Genomic DNA, 19,754 nt, shown 5'->3' with positions numbered 1-19,754 from the left:
GATTATCCTATGGTCAATTACATACTGCTTGTGACACGGTTGACTTCTTGCAAAGTAGTAAGACCTTGCATGACTTTAATGAGTCCAGACCGACGTAAATTGTTAAATCCAAGTGCTTGTGATGCATCAGCAATTTGGATGGAGTTTGCATCTTCCATGATTAATCTGGCAATTTCAGAAGTCACTTTCATGACTTCATAAACACCGACACGTCCTTTGTAACCGTCTCGGCATTCAGAACAACCAACGGCTTGATAGAGTTTAAAATCACTTTTACTTAAATCTGCTTGTGTAAAGCCCATTTCAAGTAAGCTTTTTTCAGGAATACTCAGTGGGGTTTTACAATGTGGGCACAAACGTCGCATTAATCGCTGAGCAATAACTAAGCTGACCGAAGTGGCAATATTAAATGATGGGACCCCCATATTTCTGAGTCGAGTCAACGTTTCAGGTGCGCTGTTGGTATGCAGTGTAGACAACACCATATGTCCTGTTTGTGCAGCTTTAATAGAGATCTCAGCTGTTTCTAAGTCACGAATCTCACCCACCATGATAATGTCTGGATCTTGACGTAAAAATGAACGTAAGGCTGTTGCGAAGTTTAATCCAACTTTGGCATTTACGTTGACCTGATTAATACCTTCTAAGTTAATCTCAACAGGGTCTTCTGCTGTGGAAATGTTGGCATCTTCTGTATTTAGAATGTTTAAACCGGTATATAACGAGACTGTTTTCCCCGATCCCGTTGGACCTGTAATTAATACCATGCCTTGTGGCTTATGTAGCGCTTCTAAAAAGAGTGCTTTTTGCTCAGGATCATATCCAAGTGCATCAATACCCAGCATGGCACTAGATGGATCTAGAATACGTAATACAATTTTTTCACCAAATAAGGTGGGCAGTGAGTTTACACGAAAATCAATGGCTTTATTTTTAGAAAGCTTAAGCTTGATACGTCCATCTTGTGGAATACGTTTTTCAGAGATGTCCATTTGTGACATCACTTTTAAACGTGATGACAGACGGTTCGCTAGCTGAATGGGTGGCGTAGCGACTTGTTTTAAAATACCGTCAATACGATAACGAACGCGGTATACTTTCTCATAAGGTTCAAAGTGTAAATCAGAAGCACCTGAACGAATAGCATCGACAAGTAGCTTATTTACATATTTAACAATTGGTGCTTCATTTTCTGGGTCATCATCATCTTTTGAGTCAACAGGTACATCTTCATCAAAACTGATGTCAAATTCTTCATCCCCAAAATCGAAACCGCCGCCTTCACCATAGCTGTCTTGAATTAAAGCTTCTAATTTATTGTGTTCAACAATAACAAGTTCAGGGTTTAGCTTGCTGTTTAAGCGAATTGCTTCAATCGCTTGTAAATTAGTCGGATTGCTGACCGCCATAATTAAGTTATTACCACGTTGTAATAACGGCACCATGCGATAGTTACGTACATGTTTTTCGTCAACAATTTCTTTGAGCAATAAACTCTTATCAAATGCGTTTAAATCAAATAAAGGTTCGCCAAATTCTTGTGAAATTGCCTCAGCAATGGTTAAAGAGGAAAAATTAGTCTGATTAACAAGGTAATGAACAATATCCTCTTTTTGTTTGCCTGCATTTTCTAAAGCTGAAAGTGCGGTTTGTTCGGAAAGATGTCCTTCTTCCACCAAACGGCGCATAAATCCTGTCAATCTTAAAGTGTTCGAAGAAGATATCGCCATAAATGAAGCCCCGTGTACAACAAAAAAAATAAAAAAAGCAAAGTGCTAAAGCATGATTATGCATATAAAATATACATTTCACCAACATTTGTTTTTAATCAGTTGATTTGAAAGTAAATAATATAATAATCGATATATTTTATAACATTTAAAAATGTTGGCGATATAAAATTATGCGCCCAAAGCCAAAAAATGTGTAAAATAGGCTTATTTTATACTCAGATAATTAAAAGGTGTTACCTATGTCAGCTCTGACAATTGTACCTTGGGTAATTGGCAATTGGAAAATGAATCCAACTGGGGAAAATGTTCAAACATGGACTGAACAATTTAACCAACTGTTGCAGCAACAACCAATCTCAAATGAGTCATGCCATCTTGCAGTCGCGCCAACATTTATTGCATTGTCGCAAGTACAACATGCATTTTCTCAGTATAACCGTACAGTTCATACAGTTGCACAAGATGTTTCACGTTTTCCTGCAACAGGTGCATATACAGGCGAAGTTAGTGCTGACTTATTAAAAGACAGCCATATTCAGCATGTATTGATCGGACATTCTGAACGCCGTGAACTTTTAGGTGACCATAGCGAAATTTTGCGTGCTAAATTAACCAATGCACTTAATGCTGGTTTAACAGTGATCTATTGTGTGGGTGAAAGCTTAACACAACGAGAAAATGGTCAAGCAGAGCAGGTGGTTTTACAGCAAGTTCAAGATATCGCATCAGTTGTTGCACCTGATCAATGGGCATCAAACATCGTGATTGCATATGAGCCAATATGGGCGATTGGTACAGGTAAAACAGCATCTGCAGCAGATGCACAAGCCATTCATGAAAAAATACGTGAAGGGTTAAGTCAAATTACAGATTCAAGTGCTAAAGTTGCTATTTTATATGGCGGTAGTGTGAAGCCTGAAAACGCAAAAGAATTTGCAGCCTGCCCAGATGTAAATGGTGCATTGGTGGGTGGTGCATCTTTAAATGCTGAATCGTTCTATCATATTGCAGCAGCTTTTGCACAGTCAAATTAAGTAAGGATGGGTTTTAATGTACACGTTTGTTCTTGTTGTACACGTTTTATTGGCATTTAGCATGATTGTACTGATTCTAGTACAGCATGGTAAAGGCGCAGATGCAGGTGCATCTTTTGGTGGTGGTGGTGCAGGTACTGTATTTGGTGCAGCAGGCTCAGGTAACTTTTTAACACGTTTAACTGGTATTTTGACAGCAATCTTTTTTGTGACCAGTATTACATTGGCTGTGTTTGCGAAGAAGCAAACCGTAGATGCATACCGTTTGGTCCCTGAAAACCAAGCGCCTGTGACTGCGCCTGCCAATACACAGAGTGGAAATTCAACAAATACATCAAAATAAGCAATTAATTTGATGTTAGGTCTTTTATTTTTCAGATGAAAAGAATAAAATGCCTGCAAATGCGGTGGTGGTGGAATTGGTAGACACGCTACCTTGAGGTGGTAGTGCTTTCGGGCGTGGGGGTTCAAGTCCCCCCTTCCGCACCAAACATGCAAAGTTGTTGTATTGTTTGGAAATACGAGAAGGCTTAATCTGATAAAGATTAGGCCTTTTTTGTTGTGCAAATTTTTATTTGTAATGATTGCATGTTGCCGTGCTTAGAACAACGTCGAGTGAAAATCACATATTCAATTATTGGATTTTATTATATAAAAAACATATAAAAGCAGTGACTTAGCGTGATCATAAAATATCAGTACTATTATTCATTAATGTATACAAATTTACTTTATTTTTATAAAACACCATACAGTTATTTAATTAGATCAAAACTAGATACATAAAATAACAAATATAATGATTCAAAGCATTTTATATGCTACATGCAAGCATCATCGGATTATTAAATATAACTTATTCAATTTTCAGATGAAATTATTATAATTATAATTATTTAATATTCATTTATTTTATTTGAGAGTTTATATTAGATAAATTAAATGAATGTATTTTTATTTTTAGATGTAGAAATTAACTGGTATTAAGCTGAAAAATATATTAATTAGAATAAAGTGACTCATTAATTATATGAAATACAGTACTTTATAATCATTTAATATTAAAGATATAAATAAATATTATATTAGTGGGTTTTCTCATTATTTTGGTTTTGAGTGCCTCTTTTATTTTTTTGAATTTATTTTATTATATCTTTGTTGAATGTTTAAATAAAAGTAAGTAAACACTTCAAGTAATAGGATAACGGAACATACTATTATTTTATTGGTGATGAAGTCATTGCTTAACTCAGCGATAACGACTGTTTTGGAACAAGGTACGCAGCCAATGTATGTATATGAAATGACTTTTCAATTAGACGCTTGTGAAAGTTACAGAGAGTTTTACTTGCATGATAATGAATCTACACGGAGTGAATTCCATTTGTTTTTACAAAAAGCAAATGAGAAAGAGCAAAGCAATTTATTTAGTTGTAAACAATCTTCTTTAGAGGAAATAGAATTTTTAAATGAGGTATTTAAAGAAACAAATAACTATATTGAAAAAATGAAAAATGATTTTATTCATACTGGAAAATCTGCTTTAAATGAATATACATTTATTACTGTTAAAAAAATTAAAATTAATGATTCAGTATTTAATTAAAATAAGTTTGAATAAACCAAGTCATCATTTAATGTTATTGGCTTTTAGTCATATAACAATGAAAACATTATTTATTGATATAACAGGTAGTAAATAAAATATTACCTGTTATTTTTTGCATTTAATTTCTCTTATCTCATAATTCGCTAAGCAATCCAAAAAATATTTATTCTAATATATAACAATCCCTCGTATCGTATAAAAAATAGAAATTAAATACAGACGATAAGGGTCGGCAATGAAGTTCAAGCGAGTTCATCTTAATTTAGATGTCTTTGTATTCTAATGACCAAAAATCAGTACATTTAGGATTAAACAATGACATATTTTAAATCGTGGTCAGCAACATCATCTACAGCCATTGTGCTGATCTTGCTATTAAGTGCATGTGGTGGTCAAAAAAATGCATCATCTGAAGGCTCAGAAAAAAAAACCACCTCAGATGAATTAAAAACACTGACTATTGGCTACCAAAAATCGTCTTTAAATTCGATTGTGCTTAAATCCGATGCACAGTTACTGAGTAAAGAATTTCCGAATACGAAAGTGGAATGGAAAGAGTTTCCTGCAGGACCGCAAATGTTAGAGGCATTGTCTGTTGGCTCAATTGATTTAGGATCTGTTGGCAATACACCACCAATTTTTGCACAAGCTGCCAATAAACATATTGTTTATGTCGGTTATGAAAATGTTCATCCAAAATGGCAATCCGTTCTGGTGCCAAAAGACAGCCCAATTCAATCCATTGAAGACTTAAAAGGCAAAAAGATTGCTGTACAAAAAGGCTCTAGTGCACATGATTTACTTGGTCGTGTTTTACAAAAAGCGCATTTAACTTGGTCTGATATTCAACCTATTTGGTTAGCGCCTGCAGATGCACGCGCTGCGCTTGATAAAAAATCAATTGATGCTTGGGCGATTTGGGAACCGTTCTTGAGTGCAGCTGAAATTGAAGGTCAAGCTCGCTCTATTGTGGATGGCACAACCTTTGAGTCAACGTATAACTTTTTGATTAGCCGTCCTGATTTCGTTAAAAATCATCCAAGTGAAGTCAAAAAATATATCCAATCATCTAATAATGCAGCGCAGTGGATTGTCGATCATCCAAGTGAAACGTTATCGCTTTATTCAAAAACAATCGGTTTAAACACAGACATTGCACAGCGTGTACTAGATAAGCGGTATAAGCCATCGATTGTGAATGAGTTAAAACCTGAAGTGGTTGAAGCACAACAACGTATTGCTGATCGCTTTAGTGAAGAAAAACTGATTCCTCAAAAACTTGATGTCAAACAAGCTGTTTGGCAAAGCCAATAATCTTAAATTCAGGATCGTTCAATGAAAATTTTTTGGTTCATTCCAACACACGGTGATAGTCGATATTTAGGTACAAGTAAAGGTGCTAGACAGGTTGATCATGCTTATATGAAACAAATTGCTATTGCAGTTGATCATTTAGGATATGAAGGCGTCTTGATACCAACAGGCCGTTCTTGTGAAGACCCATGGATTGTTGCTGCAAGTTTAATTGAATCTACAAGTAAATTGAAATTTTTAGTGGCGCTGCGTCCGGGTGTCACTACACCTGCACTTGCTGCACGGATGTCTGCAACATTTGACCGCTTATCTAATGGACGTATTTTGCTGAATTTAGTGACTGGTGGTGATGAAGAGGAATTAAGAGGTGATGGCGTCTATGAAGACCATGCGACCCGTTATCAAACTGCTGAAGAATATGTAAAAATTTGGCGTGAGGTGTTAACTCGTTCTCATACAGGTGAACCGTATACATTTCATGGACAGCGTTTAAGTGTGGATGATGCAAAACTTTTATATCCACCTATTCAAACACCATATCCACCATTATGGTTTGGTGGCTCATCTGAAGTTGCTACAGATCTGGCAGCTGAGCAAGTGGATACCTATTTAACTTGGGGTGAGCCTCCTGAAGCAGTTCGAGAAAAGCTTGAGGTGGTACGTAAAAAAGCAGCTGCTCGAGGGCGTACATTAACTTATGGAATCCGTTTACATGTCATTGTACGTGAAACCAATGAAGAAGCATGGGATGCTGCCAACGAGCTTATTCAGTATTTAGATGATGAAACCATTGAAGCTGCACAAAAGAAATTTGCACAAATGGATTCAATTGGTCAAAAAAGAATGGCTGCATTGCATGGCGGACAAAAAGATAAACTTGAAGTATCACCCAACTTATGGGCTGGCATCGGTTTGGTTCGAGGCGGTGCAGGAACTGCACTTGTCGGTGATGCAGAAACTGTTGCAGCACGAATTAAAGAATATGCTGATTTAGGCATTGATACCTTTATTTTTTCAGGATATCCGCATTTAGAAGAGTCTATTCGTTTTGCTGAATTGGTGTTCCCATTATTACCATTAGAAGTACAAAAAAAATTAGCACAGCCGAATTTAACGGGTCCTTTTGGTGAGGTGATTGCAAACAACTATACGCCAAATGGAAAGGGTAAACCGCATAAAACCAAGGAACCAAGCGTATGAGTCAATCCACACAAGCTAGGTTAAACCATCAAGTCATTAAAAGTGTATTGCCTTGGATTGTACCTATTTTGTTGATTGGTGCATGGCAAGTGGCGTCATCCACTGGATTGCTGAGTGCACAAGTATTGCCTGCACCAAGTGCTGTGGTCACTGCATTTTGGCATTTATTGTTAAGTGGTGAACTTTGGCAAAATGTCAAAGTGAGTGCAGGCCGTGCTTTAATTGGTTTATTGATTGGTGGCAGTTTAGGCTTTATTTTTGGATTATTAAACGGAACATCCAAAATTGCTTCAACACTATTTGATACCACATTACAAATGGTGAGAAATATTCCTGCATTGGCACTCATTCCATTGGTGATTTTATGGTTTGGTATTGATGAATCAGCAAAGCTTTTTTTAGTTGCTGTCGGTGTGTTTTTCCCAATATATATTAATACATATCATGGTATTCGCTCAGTAGATCCACAATTGATCGAAATGGGACAGAGCTATGGATTAACCCGTTGGCAGTTATATAAAGAAGTCATTTTGCCTGGTGCAATGCCTTCTATTTTAGTGGGCTTACGATTTGCTTTAGGTTTAGTGTGGGTTTTATTGATTGTTGCAGAAACCATATCCGCACAGTCAGGCATTGGTTATATGACCATGAATGCACGTGAATTTTTGCAAACAGATGTAGTCTTGGTCGGTATATTGCTCTACGCATTATTAGGTAAATTGGCAGATGTACTTGCACAATATTTAGAGCGTTATTTACTCCGTTGGCATGCTGGATATCAAAATTAAAAGGTAAGATCATGACAAACTTAAATATTGCACACCTGACACAAGAACACACGTCCAATCAAGCAACCACACGCGGGCATGCACAATCATCTGCCACAGCAGGGGTTGAAATTGCTATTAACCAACTACAGAAATATTATGGTCAAGTCACTGTACTAGATGATTTAAATTTACATATTCGAGCAGGTGAGTTTCTTGCTATTGTCGGTCGAAGCGGTTGTGGAAAAAGTACATTACTTCGACTGATTGCAGATTTAGAGCAAAGCAGCCAAGGCAGTATTGAATTTAAAGCAACAGAAAAAATTGGTCGAGATGATATTCGAGTCATGTTCCAAGACCCTCGTTTATTGCCATGGCGAGACATTGTTTCGAATGTGAATTTAGGCTTACCAAAAAGCAAATTAAGCCAAGCACAGGATTTGCTTGCGAAAGTGGGTTTAGCAGAAAAAGCAGGCTTGTGGCCAACACAGCTCTCTGGCGGTCAACGCCAACGCGCTGCTTTGGCACGTGCATTATTACATCGACCAAAAATACTTTTGCTTGATGAACCGCTTGGGGCATTAGATGCATTAACCCGTTTAGATATGCAAAGCTTAATTGAAAAATTGTGGTTAGAGCAGGGTTTTACAGCCATATTAGTAACGCATGATGTCAGTGAAGCAGTACAACTTGCAGATCGGATTATCTTATTGGATAAGGGGCGAATTGCCGAACAGTTTACTGTTGATTTGCCTCGACCACGTGTTAAAAATACAGCTTTTGTAGAGTTGGAGCAAAAAACATTACAGGCTGTGCTAGCCACCTAAAATAGCGCCATATAAAAAAAGCCATCGAAAGATGGCTTTTTTTATATGGTAAATTATTTTTTCGGAATAATTTCTTGCTCTACAGTCATGTCATAGATGTAAACATTGCTTGCAGGCGTTGTTTTGGTTTGAAAACGCTTGGTACGAATAATTTTTCGTGTTGAAGCATCATGCTTATAGCCTTCAATATCAATTGGCTCAGCAAACCATGTTGGACTTGTTTGTTTAACACTTTGTGCATTATAAGTGATTTCACGGACCACAAAACACTGCTTACTGGCATCTGCTGGACATGGTTTGGTTTCAGGCGCAATTTCTAAAAAGACTGTTTCGCCTTCAGATTGGTATTTTGCTTCAGGCTTCATACGCCCTGTAAATTGATAGCTGACGCCTTGCTTATCTTTTAATGTTAATACAGGTTGTTCAGTTGATCTTAAATCAAGATTTACACGTAACTGAGCATCACCAAACAGCGCTTGTGATTGTTTTTCTTGTGCCATACGTGCAGGATCACACATCATGAGCGTTGAGCGTAAAGGACCTGTTTGTAGCCTTTGACCAACAATCTGCCATGTACCACTTTGCTGATTACAACCTGTTGCAATAGAAAATCGATTTTCGCCTTCAAAATTGACTTCAATTGGTGGCAAATTTGGATTTGCCTGATGCGACCATGTGTAATCGACTAAAGCATGGACCTGTTTTGCTGTCAGTTGTTCTGCAACTGCAATTTTACTTTGTTCAGATGAAAAAGGCATATTTTGGCACGCAGTGACTAAAAAGGGTAGGCAACAGATTAAGGCATATTTTATTTTCATACAGAGATCATCTTTTTCGTAGTCATGTATTTAGACTAACCGTTTATTACATTCAATATGTTGTTTTTAGTGAACAAATAAGAAAACTTAGGTAATTAAATTTAATTTTTTTATAATATATTGGACAGCAGCTTAAATTTCAAGATGAACAACTGTCTTTAAATTTGTGTTGTAACCGAAAAAATACTGCCGATTAAAGATATTAAATGCTTTTTTCTATAAGTCTGATCTTTAAGCTGACTTGATCTATAATGCTGCCTTTATTTTTGCTATTTGTCATGCCATGCAGCGTTTTATTTTACTGATATCAGCAATTTTACTTAGCTTGGCATGGTTGTCTCCTGACCACTATACACCTTGGCTAACCTTTTCAAGCGAAATGTTTGCATTTGCAAGTATGATGTGTCTATTGGCATTGTATTATGACCAACCCCTTGAAGTGCCAAAGCTACAAGTAGGCTGGATGCTTGTAGTGCTCATCCCGCTAATACAGTGGTGTTTTTCAATTGAGCTATATTTTAGCAAAGCGCTTTTATCATCAAGTTATTTATTTGCATTTGGCATGGTTGTGGTCTTGGGTCATAACATGGCAAAAGATTATGAAAAACGATCCTTATTCACAGCAATATCGTTAATGCTGTTTATTGTGGGTTTCATCACTTCAATCATTGCGCTCTTACAATGGTTTGATTTAGAAAAAAATATTTGGGGACTGATGGAGCTAAAAGGCAATCGTCCTTATGCAAACTTTGCTCAGCCTAATAATATGGCAACATTTTTACTGATGAGCTTAATGGGCGCATTGTATGTGTTTGAAAAGCGCAGTATCCCTGTATGGCTTACGGCTTTGGGTGTAGGCATAATCTTATTTTGTATTGCTTTGAGCCAATCACGTACGCCATGGATCGCATGTATTGTTTTAAGCTGTTATTTTTTATTGAAACACAAGCATGACCGCTATCACTTTAGCAAAAAGCATCTTTTATTGTGGGTTTTACTTTACCTCAATTGTTTATTGTGGATTCCATATTTAAATAGCTTATTGGTGGATGTGGGTATTTCTCAAGCACAAATGTCAGATATTGTTCAGCGTGCCAACACAAGTCATTCACGTTTTGGTATTTGGAAGCAAATGTTATATGCCATTCGTGAACAGCCTTGGCTTGGTTATGGATGGAATCAAACAGGAATGGCGCAATTGGTCGGGGCTGATTATGTTGTGCACAGCGAAAGAACCAATAGTGCTCATAATATTGTCTTAGAAATTATCGTGTGGAATGGAATTATTTTAGGCACTTGTATTTTGGCATATTTTGCGTATTGGCTGTGGACATTAAACCGAGTGGTTCGTTCTAAAGAAACGCTAATTGCTAGCTTAATTGTCTTGTCTGTTGCTATTCATGCCATGCTAGAGTTTCCACAAAATTACGCATACTTTTTATTACCTGTTGCATTTTTATTGGGGTTTATTCAATCAGAAACCACATCTAGCGTGGCTTTTAAAATGAAAGGTGGAGTAAACACCTGTATTTTGATTGTCTGTATTTTGCTTTATGGACTCATTTGGCGAGATTACATCCATGCAGTAGATGGCTTATCTGATGGACGTAAACACACAGATGCTGGATTGGCTAAACAACCCGCCACACAGGTTTTCATGCTCACAGAGTATTCAGCACGTACTGAATGGTATTACTTAGATCGCTTTACTCATCTGACACCTCAAGAGTTACTACATTTTCATCGTGCTGTTTTGGTATCACCATCGCATTATGATTTATATAAATATGCACAGTTATTAGCATTTAATGGGCAAAGTGCAGAGGCAATGCATCAATTGACTTTAATTCAAGGGTTATACCGTATGAAACATGACCCTAAACAATTGACTCAGCGTTCAGAGAATCAGAATTAAACCATAAAAAAAGCTGCCTTGAGGCAGCTTTTTTAAAGTAATGAGCTTAATCCTTACTCAGATTACTTTGAATATAGTTTTCAGTACTGATGGTTTCAGCTAAATCAATTTGAGTTTCTGCCCAATCAAAATATTCTTCTTCTGATGCCAATATTTTTTTCAGCATGTCACGTGTTACGTAATCTTGATTGGTTTCAGAGATTTCAATACAAGATACCAAGACATCAATATTTTCTTTTACTTTACGCACATCACAATGCAAGATTTCAACAGTATGTTGACCAATATATAATTTACCTAAGTGCTGTAAGTTTGGTAAACCTTCTAAAAATAAAATCCGTTCAATCACTTTATCTGCATGTTTCATTTGGCGGATCGATTCTTTATATTCGATAGAACCGAGTTTCTCAATGCCCCAATCGTTGAACATACGTGAGTGCAAAAAGTATTGGTTGATTGCTGTCAGGTGGTGATAAAGCACTTGATTCAGTTGATTAATCACATCACGATGGCCTTTCATGGGCTATATTCTCCGCAAAAATTATATGCCCTGTAAAAAAGGCAGTGTATAGATGCGTATGCTAGCGAAGACAGGCGATGAAAGCGAGATGTTTTTTGAACAGCAAATGGAAATCAGAATCAAAAACAATTATATAGATATCATTTGCTGCACAGGAGGGGATTCATTTGTAGCTAATATACGTTATGCTGCAGTTGATATACGGGCAGCAATTTGAGCCAATTCTTCACTGATAATTTGTCGTGCTTCTGGAACACAGCGTCCACAGCATGTGCCAAGATCAAGTTCTTCACGAATCTGACGAAAGCTCTCACTACCGTTGTTTATAGCGTTCTTAATATCTTGATCAGTAATTCCACGGCACAAACAAACATACATGAGACGGACTCACAGTTGGGTGATTAGAATAATTATAATATTGATAATTGTTATCGTTTGTCAATGCTCTTGATCGAATTAAATTGTTAATGTGATAGGTAGAGTAAATAAAAAAAGCTGCCATTTTAGGCAGCTTTTAAAAAACACTATTTTGATGTTATTGAGGTACAACAATCCCATCCATTTCAACCAATGCGCCTTTTGGTAAGCTTGCAACACCAAGTGCTGCACGTGCAGGATAAGGCTGAGAAAAGTACTCACCCATAATTTCATTCACCAATTGAAAGTGAGATAAATCTGTTAAGAAAATATTCAGTTTAGCAATATCAGCAAGCGTAGCATCTGCAGCTTCACAAATGGCTTTGACATTTTCGAAGACTTGACGAATTTGCGCTTCAATACCGTCTACAAGCTGCATATGTTCAGGGTGAAGACCAATTTGTCCTGATAAATATACTGTATCACCGACACGTATGGCTTGTGAGTATGTACCAATTGCCGCAGGAGCTTGGTCAGTATGAATAACTTGACGTGTTGTCATGGCTTATTGTCCTTTGAAAATGGAGCCTTTAACTGACTCGACTTATTTTATTAATAGCAACAGGAATATCTTGTCTTACAATACGTGGAAAACCAAAATGCATGCGTAACTCACGAATAAGATGCGCAATTTGTTGCCTGTTATTGACGACAAGATTGACATAGGTTTTTTTGCCTTCAGGATGAACTTGTTCAACTCCAATATGCGATTTACGACATTGATAAATCAGCTCAGAGATTTGCTCATCATCCATTGCCATATGAATGCACAAGTAAGCAGGGAAATTAACATCGCTGTTATCATCATTATTCCAATGCAATGGCATAATATTTTCAGGATGCAGTTCCTGCTCATGCGATAGGTTGTAACAGCCTAAACGATGTGCTACTAGACCACGACGAGACAAATGCCCACGAATAGGGTCACCAAGCACAGGATTACAGCACCGTGCATATTTAATATCAATCCCATCCGTGCCTTGTATTAAACGTTGTGATTCCTCAGGACAATCTGCTTCATTGGCAAATAAATGATTGGCAACCAATTGTGGTAAAAGCTCACCCACAGCAATTTGTTCATATAACTGTTCAGGTAGATCAATACGTCGCCATTCAAGAAGCGCTTGCCACTCGTGTGCAGAAATATCACTGAGTGTTTTATTAAACAATTTAAATGCGCGTACTAATGCTTGTTTACCAATGACACGCTGCTCTTCAATATCTTGGTCTTTCAAAATGCTTTGAATAGCCCGACGCGCTTTTTGAGTATTTACAAAGCTTAGCCAATCTGGATTTGGAGAAGCCAATACATCTGTTATTATTTCAATCACTTGACCATTAGCAATTGGTGTAGACAGTGGTTTTACTTCACCATCAACTTTTGCACCGATGGCATGGTTGCCTAAAAATAGGCTTGCTGAATAAGCAAAGTCAACAATGGTTGCACCTTGTGGAAGCTCATGAAGCTGACCATGTGGGGTATAGACCCAAATTTTCTTTTGGTGCAGGTAATCTAATAAATAGTTAAAAGTGGTTTTTGCACAGTCAGTATCAATGAGCGTATTTAAGTTTTGCATAGACGCTTGTATTGCTGAACGACATGCTTGAGGTGCATTTTCACCTAAAATGACACCAAACCGCGCTGCCTTTTGCATAAGCTTGGTTTGAATGGTCAGTGTTAGCGTGGTTTTTTCACCCTTTAGAGTCAAAATTAATAATTGGTTGCCACCAGGCAGTGGACGACGGATATAGTCTTTGAAGCTGACAACTTTAAAGTTGGCTTTTAAAACTTCAACTAAATGGTCACAGTCAGCAATAGTATCTAAAATAATTTCAAAGTTATGGCTTGTGGTGAGTTCTTCTAAATTAATTTTATTTTTTAAAAAATGTCTTAATAGTTCAATATTATTATTTTTTTTCTTGATTTGCCCTTGCAAGTTAAACTGCTGAAGTAGGGCATGTAAATTTTCTTCCCACACTTGTTGGTATTGACAACGACGAGGTCGTGTTTGCCGCAGCGCTTCTTGAATTCGGTTAAATAAGTCTAAATCAAGATTTTGATAGCATAAATATTCAAGATTATCTGCGATTTCATTCATACCGACAATCCGTGCCATCGGTACAAAAACATCATAGGTCTCTTGTGCAATACGTGCTCTTTTCTCAGGACGTAAAGCATCAAGCGTTGTCATATTATGATAACGGTCAGCCAATTTAATAATAATGACACGTGGATCTTGTAATGTAGCTTGTAAAATTTTGCGAAACGAAGCTGCTTTATTAAATTCTTTATCGCTTGAATGTGTCAGCTTAGTGACGCCGTCAACAAGATCAGCTACTGTTTTACCAAATTTTTCAGTAATGTCATCTTTAGTAAATTGAGTATCTTCAATCACATCATGAAGTAATGATGCCATTAAAGTTTCAGTGTCTAAACGCATATGCGCAAGAATACAGCTCACAGCAATTGGGTGAAGAATATAAGGCTCACCACTTTTGCGTGTAATACCACTGTGTGCCAAGTCTGCAAAGTCACAGGCAGCCAATACGCGAACGACATCATCAACATCTAAATAAGTGTCGATAATCATTTTTAAGTGTTGTTTGGCTTGGCTGACATCTTCGCCTGGCATAGACCGGTAATCCTTATGTTAGACAAAAATAGAATGGATATACACTAATGAAAAGCATTCTGTGTCTATTGTCAAATCTTATGAACAAGAAAGTGCGGAAAAACTAAAAAAAAGGGTGATATTTCTCACAAATTCAGCGAAAAAACAAAAAAGCCTAGTCAGACTAGGCTTTTTTCAGGAAACAATTGTTTAGAAAGAATAACCATCTAAGTTCAAGTTGTTTGCAGATAATGCCATGTCGAGATTAGATGTTTGATAATCTTGATCACGTTGTTTCAAAATACCTTTAGTCACATGACCAAGCGCAATTTCACGAAGTGAAACTACAGTTGGCTTGTCATTGTCCCAATCAACAGTAGGTTCCATGCCTTGACGTGACAATTGACGCGCACGTTTACTCGCCACAAGTACCAACTCAAAGCGGTTATCTACGTGGTCTAAACAGTCTTCTACAGTGACGCGTGCCATAATTGATCTCTTATATCGAATGCGTTAGTTTTAACTCAATGGACTAGTATAAATGGCTTCGCCACTAGACTCAAGTTTTACTCAACTTTCAGGACGTAACAATTTTTCAATTAATGCAGCATGACGACGAGCTTGTTGCAGGGTTGTAAGACGACTGGCATGAACAACAGACTCTAAGTCATGTAATGCTTTTTTAAAATCATCATTAATAATCACATAGTCAAAGTGCACATATTGTTGCATATCTTCTACAGCACAGCTTAAACGATGTTCTATAATGTCAACAGCATCTGTACCACGGTTGGATAACCGTTGGCGAAGGTCAAATTGGCTTGGTGGTAAAATAAAAATTTGTTTGGCATCAGGAAAGATTTTTCTAACTTGCTCAGCACCTTGCCAATCGATCTCTAATAAAACATCATGTCCTTGCTCAAGTTGCTGACGTACTGTTGCTTGAGAGGTTCCATAATAATTGCCAAAGACTTCAGCATATTCAATAAAACCGTCTTGCTGAACTTGGGCTAAAAAATCATCTTTTGATGTGAAATGATAATGGACACCATGCAATTCGCCTGGTCGTTGTCCTCTGGTGGTGTGAGATACCGAAACATGTAAATTCGTCACACGCTCAAGCAGGGCTTTGACTAAAGATGTTTTGCCTGTTCCCGATGCTGCAGAAACGACAAACAATAGACCTGACATGATATTTTCCTGATATGATAAAATATCTTCTGTATTTTAAAGTAGACTGTATCTAAACAAAATACTTTATTTATCTTTGACGGACATTTCATTACAGAAAACTGATTATTTCAAAGGTTGTTGAGGAATTTATGGAAATTATACTGGCGAATCCAAGAGGTTTTTGTGCAGGCGTTGATCGAGCGATCGCGATTGTGAATCGTGCACTTGAATGTTTTGATCACCCCATTTATGTCCGCCATGAGGTTGTGCATAATAAATTTGTTGTTGATGATTTACGTCAGCGTGGCGCCATTTTTGTGGATGAATTAGATCAAGTCCCTGATGATAATATTGTTATTTTTAGCGCTCATGGCGTTTCAAAGGCTGTTCAAGACGAAGCACAAAAAAGAAGTCTAAAAGTGTTTGATGCCACTTGTCCTTTAGTGACGAAAGTACATATTGAAGTCACAAGATATGCAAGAGAAGCACGTGAAGCCATTTTGATTGGTCATCATGGACATCCTGAAGTCGAAGGGACCATGGGGCAATACGATACCAAGTATGGTGGTCAAATTTATTTGGTTGAAGATGAAAATGATGTGTCTGCATTAACAGTCAATGATCCTACACATTTAGCATTTGTCACACAAACGACACTGTCGATTGATGATACAGCCAAAGTCATTGATGCATTGCGCCAAAAATTTCCAGAAATTAAAGGCCCACGTAAAGATGATATTTGCTACGCCACACAAAATAGACAGGATGCTGTGCGTGATTTAGCAACACAATGTGATGTTGTTTTAGTAGTTGGCTCGCCAAACTCGTCAAACTCGAATCGTTTAAGAGAACTTGCAGAGCGTATGGGTAAAAAAGCATTTCTTGTCGATAATGCAGATGAACTGAATCAAGCATGGTTTCAAGAAAATTGTAAAATTGGTGTGACTGCAGGCGCTTCTGCACCTGAAATTTTAATTAAACAGGTAATTCAACGGCTTAATGATTGGGGTGCTCAAATACCTAAAGAGTTAGATGGTCGTGAAGAAAACATTACATTCAGTTTACCGAAAGAACTTCGTATTCAAGTAGTACAATCGTAGTCAAAAGAGCATACAATAAAAGCGAATACATATTTATTCGCTTTTTTTTTGTTCTATTTGTTATTTTAAGTTATCTTATTTATTTTCGGGGGCGTAGATGAATTTTCTACGGGGGTTCACTTTAATTGAGCTCATGGTAACAATTGCAATTATGGCAATTATTGTAACTATGGCAGCTCCTTCATTTTCACGTTTATTTGAAGAACAGCGACTGGATCAGTCTACGCAAGCATTAATTAATCAATTGGCTCAAGCCCGGTCTCAAGCTGCAACAGCGCGTGTAGAAGCAACAGTTAATTTAAACAGTACAGCTGTTGATACAGCAACAACTCGCAATTGGTCACCAACTGAGAATATACAGTTAATTGTTTCAGATACGAGTATATCAAGCATTGTATTTAGATTTGATGGTACAACAACATTAAATCAAACGTTAACTTTTCGCGTATGTAACACTAAATTAAATGTTAGCAAGGTATTTACTTTGGGGCGTATTGGCTCAGTCGTTAAGCAGCCTGATATTATGGGGACTTGTTGATGTACTTATTGAAATTAGAAAAGGGAGTGGGGTTGGTTGAAGTGTTGGTTGCACTACTAATTTTATCAATAGGAATTTTAGGTTTTGCCACACTGCAGCTTCGCGCAGTAGAAGCATCTTCTGAAGCGTATAACCGTATTGCAGCGATGAATATTGCACGCGATTTGGCAGAAAAAATACGAGTCAATAGTGGATTAAATGGTGATGTTATTGCAAGTTATCAAACAGAGCTTTCAGGCGGACTAAACAAGCAAAATACCTTCGCAACCAACTGCTTTACTAGCTTTTGTAATGCAGTAGCCAAAGCAGATTTTGATGTTAGTCAATCTGCAGCTGCTGCAACTGCGCTTGGTATGGTACTCAATATGACCGTTTGCCCAAGTGCGGTGAATGATAAGCGCTGTATATATGTTGCTTGGGGAAAAACTAAGGCGACCAATGTATCATCTTCAGCTGCTACCGGCACTATAGAAACCGCATGTACAGTGAGCCAAGAAGATGGCTTTCGGTATGTAAATAACTCAACCTGTACTGTAATGGAGGTTTTGTAATGTTGAACTTACAAAAAGGCTTCACACTCGTTGAGCTAATGGCTTCTCTTGTACTTGGTTTATTGGTGAGTGCAGCAGCATTGGCATTATTTTTCTCTGCCCAGCGTAGTTATACATTGCAACAAGCAACATCTGAAATGCAAGAAAATTCAAATTTTGCTCTAGAGTATGTGGTTAAGAATATTCGAATGGCAAATTATAATGGAAGTACTGTTGTCAATGGTGAAAGCTCAAACAGTGGAATTGTTTTAACTGATAAGAATTTGCCTGGCGCATCAACAAGTCTATTGACAAAAGCACAAGTTGGTTTCTCAAATGTAAGTGTCAAGAGCGATCAGTTAACTATTCAATATCAAGTAACAAGTGATCAAGTGAATCAAGGCTTCTTTGACTGTCAAGGGCAGAAAGTGACAGCAAGCCGATATGTCGTTGAGCGCTATTTTGTACGTGAAGGTGGAGGGTTAGCTTGTACATCTAATGTAGGTGGTAATCTAAGTGCATTATCTGGTAATGGAGAGCTTGTAATTGCTGGTGTAGATTATTTCCGTGTTTTACTGATGATCAAAAATGAAAAGAATGATTTAAAAGATATTTCTATTGCAGGCTATGATGGGGTTTCAAACATAGTTGGTATTCAGATGGGCGTTATTGTGCGATCAAACCAGTCATTTGGTACAGAAAAATATATTGATAATAACCGAGATATTCAAATTTTAGATCAAAAAGTAAAACTAAATGCAGATACACAGGCAGTAAAACAACAATTTTTACGTGATGTTGTTATTCAGACTGTCGCGTTAAGAAATGCTTTGGGGAGCTAAATGAAATTTTCAAATAATCAGCAGGGGTCTGCTGTTTTTGCAATTACAGTAATCGTTTTATTACTCATAACCATTATTGGGGCTGTTGCAGTCAGACAAAGTATGACGGGTTTAAATATATCAACCAATGCTCAAGCGAAACAAATCATGTTTCAGAGCTCAGATGCTGCATTATCAAAATTTCAAAATGCAAATGGAACATTAGTCCTATCAGTTAGTAATATTTTGGAGTTATCAAGAAATAATTCTACTGACGGTAAAGAAATTGTATTTTGCTACCAAAAAACTCAAGCAGAATTTTTTTCTAACATCCGATACAGTGTGACCGAATGGATAAGGGGACAAGGTCAACCTAGCAGCTCTCATGGAGTGTTAGGCTACTGTCAAGCAGGCAATAATAACTTTTTTAATAGCGGCCGGAATGCTGTACTTACCCAAATATCTATTCAGAATTTGCCAAGCGAAACCACACAACCTTTTGAAGGGCAAAGTTTGGGTACAGATATTCAATCACTAAACTCGACATCAGGCGGTGGAAATACACCACAAGTCAATTATAACTTACGTGTATATGCTGTATCACTGATGCCAACTTTATCTTCGGCATCGAATGAGAATATCAATACTTGTTTAAGATCTCGTATGAATAATCCGATTAATCCTGACTCATCGACATCTCAAGTAAGTACTGAACAAACAATTTCTCAATGTTTGAATGTATTAGCGGTTCCATTTGTCACTTTAACTAGTGATTTTCTTCTTATTCAAGATGAATTCCAAAAAGCGGGGGGGGCTTGATATGAGA

The 19,754-nt window shown here is 37.3% G+C and carries 21 protein-coding genes and 1 tRNA gene; 14 read left to right on the top strand and 8 right to left on the bottom strand.

The annotated features are described in order from the left end of the window. Positions 1–17: 17 nt before the first annotated feature. Entirely contained in the window at positions 18–1,730 is a 1,713-nt protein-coding gene (pilB, locus tag CFY84_RS07195) for a type IV-A pilus assembly ATPase PilB (RefSeq protein WP_088823543.1), read from the bottom strand. A 242-nt stretch (positions 1,731–1,972) separates the two neighbouring features. Between pilB and tpiA the strand changes: the two genes are divergently transcribed. The 8 genes from tpiA (at position 1,973) to CFY84_RS07155 (ending at position 8,484) form a co-directional block, all read left to right on the top strand. Continuing rightward, positions 1,973–2,767: a triose-phosphate isomerase gene (tpiA, locus tag CFY84_RS07190; RefSeq protein ID WP_088823542.1), complete on the top strand. Its 795-nt coding sequence runs from the start codon at positions 1,973–1,975 to the stop codon at positions 2,765–2,767. 16 nt (positions 2,768–2,783) lie between these two features. Then, on the top strand, positions 2,784–3,110 hold the full coding sequence (gene secG / locus CFY84_RS07185; RefSeq protein ID WP_088823541.1) for a preprotein translocase subunit SecG: 327 nt from the start codon (positions 2,784–2,786) through the stop codon (positions 3,108–3,110). A gap of 61 nt (positions 3,111–3,171) precedes the next feature. Next, a tRNA-Leu gene (locus CFY84_RS07180) sits at positions 3,172–3,256 on the top strand. 778 nt (positions 3,257–4,034) lie between these two features. Beyond that, positions 4,035–4,373: a hypothetical protein gene (locus CFY84_RS07175; protein WP_171289058.1), complete on the top strand. Its 339-nt coding sequence runs from the start codon at positions 4,035–4,037 to the stop codon at positions 4,371–4,373. Positions 4,374–4,691: 318 nt separating this feature from the next. Continuing rightward, on the top strand, positions 4,692–5,690 hold the full coding sequence (locus CFY84_RS07170; RefSeq protein ID WP_088823539.1) for an aliphatic sulfonate ABC transporter substrate-binding protein: 999 nt from the start codon (positions 4,692–4,694) through the stop codon (positions 5,688–5,690). Positions 5,691–5,711: 21 nt separating this feature from the next. Beyond that, positions 5,712–6,890, top strand: coding sequence for an FMNH2-dependent alkanesulfonate monooxygenase (ssuD, locus tag CFY84_RS07165; protein ID WP_088823538.1), 1,179 nt, complete (start codon positions 5,712–5,714; stop codon positions 6,888–6,890). Next, the gene (gene ssuC / locus CFY84_RS07160) at positions 6,887–7,678 is read left to right on the top strand and encodes an aliphatic sulfonate ABC transporter permease SsuC (protein ID WP_088823537.1); all 792 of its coding nucleotides are present in this window, start codon (positions 6,887–6,889) and stop codon (positions 7,676–7,678) included. The genes ssuD and ssuC overlap by 4 nt, the downstream gene beginning before the upstream one ends. A gap of 11 nt (positions 7,679–7,689) precedes the next feature. After that, positions 7,690–8,484 (top strand): ABC transporter ATP-binding protein, encoded by a 795-nt coding sequence (locus CFY84_RS07155; protein WP_088823536.1) that lies wholly within the window; start codon positions 7,690–7,692, stop codon positions 8,482–8,484. A gap of 53 nt (positions 8,485–8,537) precedes the next feature. Here the strand turns inward: CFY84_RS07155 and CFY84_RS07150 are convergent, their stop codons facing one another. Next, entirely contained in the window at positions 8,538–9,302 is a 765-nt protein-coding gene (locus CFY84_RS07150; protein WP_088823535.1) for an META domain-containing protein, read from the bottom strand. Positions 9,303–9,585: 283 nt separating this feature from the next. On the opposite strand from CFY84_RS07150, the gene CFY84_RS07145 reads away from it, so the two are divergent. Beyond that, the gene (locus tag CFY84_RS07145; protein WP_088823722.1) at positions 9,586–11,217 is read left to right on the top strand and encodes a PglL family O-oligosaccharyltransferase; all 1,632 of its coding nucleotides are present in this window, start codon (positions 9,586–9,588) and stop codon (positions 11,215–11,217) included. A 46-nt stretch (positions 11,218–11,263) separates the two neighbouring features. Here CFY84_RS07145 and bfr read toward each other — a convergent pair whose 3' ends face one another. The 6 genes from bfr to gmk form a co-directional block, all read right to left on the bottom strand. Continuing rightward, positions 11,264–11,737 carry a heteropolymeric bacterioferritin subunit Bfr gene (gene bfr, locus CFY84_RS07140; RefSeq protein ID WP_088823534.1) on the bottom strand — a complete coding sequence of 158 codons (474 nt, stop codon included), beginning with the start codon at positions 11,735–11,737 and terminating at the stop codon, positions 11,264–11,266. A gap of 183 nt (positions 11,738–11,920) precedes the next feature. Beyond that, the gene (locus CFY84_RS07135; protein ID WP_088823533.1) at positions 11,921–12,115 is read right to left on the bottom strand and encodes a bacterioferritin-associated ferredoxin; all 195 of its coding nucleotides are present in this window, start codon (positions 12,113–12,115) and stop codon (positions 11,921–11,923) included. Between the two features lie 157 nt (positions 12,116–12,272). Beyond that, on the bottom strand, positions 12,273–12,656 hold the full coding sequence (locus CFY84_RS07130; RefSeq protein WP_088823532.1) for a RidA family protein: 384 nt from the start codon (positions 12,654–12,656) through the stop codon (positions 12,273–12,275). Positions 12,657–12,684: 28 nt separating this feature from the next. After that, the gene (locus CFY84_RS07125) at positions 12,685–14,787 is read right to left on the bottom strand and encodes a RelA/SpoT family protein (RefSeq protein WP_088823531.1); all 2,103 of its coding nucleotides are present in this window, start codon (positions 14,785–14,787) and stop codon (positions 12,685–12,687) included. A 189-nt stretch (positions 14,788–14,976) separates the two neighbouring features. Then, positions 14,977–15,255: a DNA-directed RNA polymerase subunit omega gene (gene rpoZ / locus CFY84_RS07120; protein WP_088823530.1), complete on the bottom strand. Its 279-nt coding sequence runs from the start codon at positions 15,253–15,255 to the stop codon at positions 14,977–14,979. An 81-nt stretch (positions 15,256–15,336) separates the two neighbouring features. Next, complete coding sequence (gmk, locus tag CFY84_RS07115) at positions 15,337–15,957, bottom strand: guanylate kinase (RefSeq protein WP_088823529.1); 621 nt, start codon at positions 15,955–15,957, stop codon at positions 15,337–15,339. A 131-nt stretch (positions 15,958–16,088) separates the two neighbouring features. Between gmk and ispH the strand changes: the two genes are divergently transcribed. The 5 genes from ispH (at position 16,089) to CFY84_RS07090 (ending at position 19,747) form a co-directional block, all read left to right on the top strand. After that, the gene (gene ispH, locus CFY84_RS07110; RefSeq protein ID WP_088823528.1) at positions 16,089–17,039 is read left to right on the top strand and encodes a 4-hydroxy-3-methylbut-2-enyl diphosphate reductase; all 951 of its coding nucleotides are present in this window, start codon (positions 16,089–16,091) and stop codon (positions 17,037–17,039) included. Between the two features lie 97 nt (positions 17,040–17,136). After that, positions 17,137–17,577, top strand: coding sequence for a prepilin-type N-terminal cleavage/methylation domain-containing protein (locus CFY84_RS11380; protein WP_088823527.1), 441 nt, complete (start codon positions 17,137–17,139; stop codon positions 17,575–17,577). Next, positions 17,577–18,128 carry a type IV pilus modification protein PilV gene (gene pilV, locus CFY84_RS07100; protein ID WP_088823526.1) on the top strand — a complete coding sequence of 184 codons (552 nt, stop codon included), beginning with the start codon at positions 17,577–17,579 and terminating at the stop codon, positions 18,126–18,128. Before CFY84_RS11380 ends, pilV begins: the two co-directional genes overlap by 1 nt. Further along, the gene (locus CFY84_RS07095) at positions 18,128–18,949 is read left to right on the top strand and encodes a PilW family protein (protein WP_088823525.1); all 822 of its coding nucleotides are present in this window, start codon (positions 18,128–18,130) and stop codon (positions 18,947–18,949) included. The genes pilV and CFY84_RS07095 overlap by 1 nt, the downstream gene beginning before the upstream one ends. Then, a complete protein-coding gene (locus tag CFY84_RS07090) occupies positions 18,950–19,747 on the top strand; it encodes a pilus assembly PilX family protein (RefSeq protein ID WP_088823524.1) in 798 nt (265 codons plus the stop codon). Positions 19,748–19,754 lie beyond the last annotated feature (7 nt).

It is taken from the genome of Acinetobacter apis (assembly GCF_900197575.1).
GTDB lineage: Bacteria > Pseudomonadota > Gammaproteobacteria > Pseudomonadales > Moraxellaceae > Acinetobacter > Acinetobacter apis.
This window is presented reverse-complemented; position numbering and strand designations above follow the sequence as displayed.

Bases quoted from the DNA above. Each gene is read 5' to 3' on its own strand.
- pilB (WP_088823543.1), bottom strand. From the start codon at position 1,730: ATGGCGATATCTTCTTCGAACACTTTAAGATTGACAGGATTTATGCGC.
- tpiA (WP_088823542.1), top strand. From the start codon at position 1,973: ATGTCAGCTCTGACAATTGTACCTTGGGTAATTGGCAATTGGAAAATG.
- secG (WP_088823541.1), top strand. From the start codon at position 2,784: ATGTACACGTTTGTTCTTGTTGTACACGTTTTATTGGCATTTAGCATG.
- CFY84_RS07170 (WP_088823539.1), top strand. From the start codon at position 4,692: ATGACATATTTTAAATCGTGGTCAGCAACATCATCTACAGCCATTGTG.
- ssuD (WP_088823538.1), top strand. From the start codon at position 5,712: ATGAAAATTTTTTGGTTCATTCCAACACACGGTGATAGTCGATATTTA.
- ssuC (WP_088823537.1), top strand. From the start codon at position 6,887: ATGAGTCAATCCACACAAGCTAGGTTAAACCATCAAGTCATTAAAAGT.
- CFY84_RS07155 (WP_088823536.1), top strand. From the start codon at position 7,690: ATGACAAACTTAAATATTGCACACCTGACACAAGAACACACGTCCAAT.
- CFY84_RS07150 (WP_088823535.1), bottom strand. From the start codon at position 9,302: ATGAAAATAAAATATGCCTTAATCTGTTGCCTACCCTTTTTAGTCACT.
- CFY84_RS07145 (WP_088823722.1), top strand. From the start codon at position 9,586: ATGCAGCGTTTTATTTTACTGATATCAGCAATTTTACTTAGCTTGGCA.
- bfr (WP_088823534.1), bottom strand. From the start codon at position 11,737: ATGAAAGGCCATCGTGATGTGATTAATCAACTGAATCAAGTGCTTTAT.
- CFY84_RS07135 (WP_088823533.1), bottom strand. From the start codon at position 12,115: ATGTATGTTTGTTTGTGCCGTGGAATTACTGATCAAGATATTAAGAAC.
- CFY84_RS07130 (WP_088823532.1), bottom strand. From the start codon at position 12,656: ATGACAACACGTCAAGTTATTCATACTGACCAAGCTCCTGCGGCAATT.
- CFY84_RS07125 (WP_088823531.1), bottom strand. From the start codon at position 14,787: ATGCCAGGCGAAGATGTCAGCCAAGCCAAACAACACTTAAAAATGATT.
- rpoZ (WP_088823530.1), bottom strand. From the start codon at position 15,255: ATGGCACGCGTCACTGTAGAAGACTGTTTAGACCACGTAGATAACCGC.
- gmk (WP_088823529.1), bottom strand. From the start codon at position 15,957: ATGTCAGGTCTATTGTTTGTCGTTTCTGCAGCATCGGGAACAGGCAAA.
- ispH (WP_088823528.1), top strand. From the start codon at position 16,089: ATGGAAATTATACTGGCGAATCCAAGAGGTTTTTGTGCAGGCGTTGAT.
- CFY84_RS11380 (WP_088823527.1), top strand. From the start codon at position 17,137: ATGAATTTTCTACGGGGGTTCACTTTAATTGAGCTCATGGTAACAATT.
- pilV (WP_088823526.1), top strand. From the start codon at position 17,577: ATGTACTTATTGAAATTAGAAAAGGGAGTGGGGTTGGTTGAAGTGTTG.
- CFY84_RS07095 (WP_088823525.1), top strand. From the start codon at position 18,128: ATGTTGAACTTACAAAAAGGCTTCACACTCGTTGAGCTAATGGCTTCT.
- CFY84_RS07090 (WP_088823524.1), top strand. From the start codon at position 18,950: ATGAAATTTTCAAATAATCAGCAGGGGTCTGCTGTTTTTGCAATTACA.